General features: G+C 46.9%; 2 protein-coding genes. Both read left to right on the top strand.

Annotated elements, in window-relative coordinates; all coding sequences use genetic code 11:
• On the top strand, positions 1-365 hold a 365-nt coding region (locus tag WBV27_RS05150; protein ID WP_424200029.1), incomplete at its 5' end, for a helix-turn-helix domain-containing protein.
• Positions 366-692: 327 nt separating this feature from the next.
• A partial coding sequence (locus tag WBV27_RS05145; RefSeq protein ID WP_424200027.1) for an ABC transporter substrate-binding protein occupies positions 693-1,845 on the top strand: 1,153 nt, incomplete at its 3' end.

Genomic DNA, 1,845 nt, shown 5'->3' with positions numbered 1-1,845 from the left:
GCACCGAAATCAAACAGATCGAAAAAATCAACAAAGGCGTCGAATATACGAAAAGGGCGATCGAAATCATCAAAGAAAGGTATCAGGACACCGATTTTCTGATCGGCGACATCAGCCGGGAATTGTCACTGAATGATTCTTACTTGACTGCCGTTTTCCGTAAAACGACAAACCTGACGCCGCACGACTACCTGATCTTTTTCCGCATCCATAAAAGCCGCGAATACCTGGAAACGACGGATCTGAGCATCGCGGAGATCGCTGAGAAGGTCGGCTACAAAAATCCTTTGAGTTTCACGCGCATCTTCAAACATCAGATGCAGATGTCACCGCGGGCATACGTCAAAAAAGTAAAAACCAAATAACCAATCAAGGCAACGTAGGCGATGAAGGTCGGGCTGCTTGGTACCGATGCAAAGCCGGTTCCGGGCAGGTCCGTCCTTTTTTCTTTAACAGCAAGACCTTGAAGGCATACATGCTGATAATTTTATAAATCAACAAAATTGTATGTTTTTGTATGGTTGAATATCTATCATGGGCCTCTTATATTTGGTATTATTAGGACATCAAAAGAAGTAAACGTTTACAAGTCGATTGTTTTTGAATAGTTCAGGTGCAATTTTTCTAAGGTCCAATAGTTTCTTTGTTTTAAACTATACAATTTTATAGATAAAAGAAAAGGTGGAGAAGAAATGTTAAAGAATTGGAAGAAAGTATCATTGGCTACAGTATTGTTATCAGGACTTGTTTTAGGGGCGTGCGGAAACGGTTCCGACGAGGGCAGCGAATCTGGTGAGGTGACAATCACTTACGGCATCTGGGATAAAATCCAACAACCAGGCATGGAAGCGATAGCGGAGGCTTTCGAAGCGGAAAATCCGGACATAGACGTAAAAGTTGAAGTGACACCTTGGGATCAATACTGGACCAAACTGGAAGCCGGCGCACAAGGCGGCAGCATGCCAGATGTCTTCTGGATGCATTCCAACGAGATCGCGAAATACACGACTGGCGGCGTCCTGATGGATTTGTCGGAAACCTACGCAAACAGCGAATTGACTTCGTTGGATCATTTCCCGGAAGAATTGGTCGAACTGTACTCCGCGGATGATGCACTCTACGGCATCCCGAAAGACTATGACACAATCGCACTATGGTACAACAAAACGCTGTTCGACGCAGCGGGCGTTGCCTATCCGGATGAAACTTGGACTTGGGACACGATGCTGGCAGCCGCTCAAACGTTGAACGATCCAGACAACGGCGTATACGGTATTTTGGCTCCTTTGAACAGACAGGAAGGCTACCACAACTTCATCTTCCAGAACGGTGGCTACGTATTGTCCGATGACAAGACCGAATCCGGTTTCCGTTTGGACGAAACAATCGAAGCCGTGCAATGGTATGCGGATTTGAGCGTGAAACATGGCGTGTCGCCGACCCAAAGCCAATTTGCTGAAAATACAAACTTGTCCTTCTTCCAATCAGGACGCGGCGCGATGGGCTTCTTCGGCTCTTGGATGACAGGGGAGATGGCCAACAATGACTATACGGCTGCCAATGCCGATGTAGCGCCACTACCGCAAGGCAAACAAGCGGGAACAATATTCAATGGCTTGGCGAACTCCGTTGCGGCCTCAACTGAAAATGAAGAAGCGGCCTTGAAATTCGTCGAATTCCTGGGAACAGAGGAAGCGATGCGTCTGCAAGGCGAGAACGGCGCGGCTATCCCTGCTTATGAAGGAACGGAAGAGACATTCGTAGCTGCCTACAGCCAATTCAATATGCAAGTCTATGTGGATCAAATGGAAAATGCGTACATCAAGCCTTACTCAGCAGAGACAG

It is taken from the genome of Trichococcus sp. (genome assembly GCF_049589555.1).
In the GTDB taxonomy this organism is placed as follows: Bacteria; Bacillota; Bacilli; order Lactobacillales; family Aerococcaceae; genus Trichococcus.
Note: the sequence above shows the minus strand (reverse complement) of the source record. Positions and strands in the feature narration are given on the sequence as shown.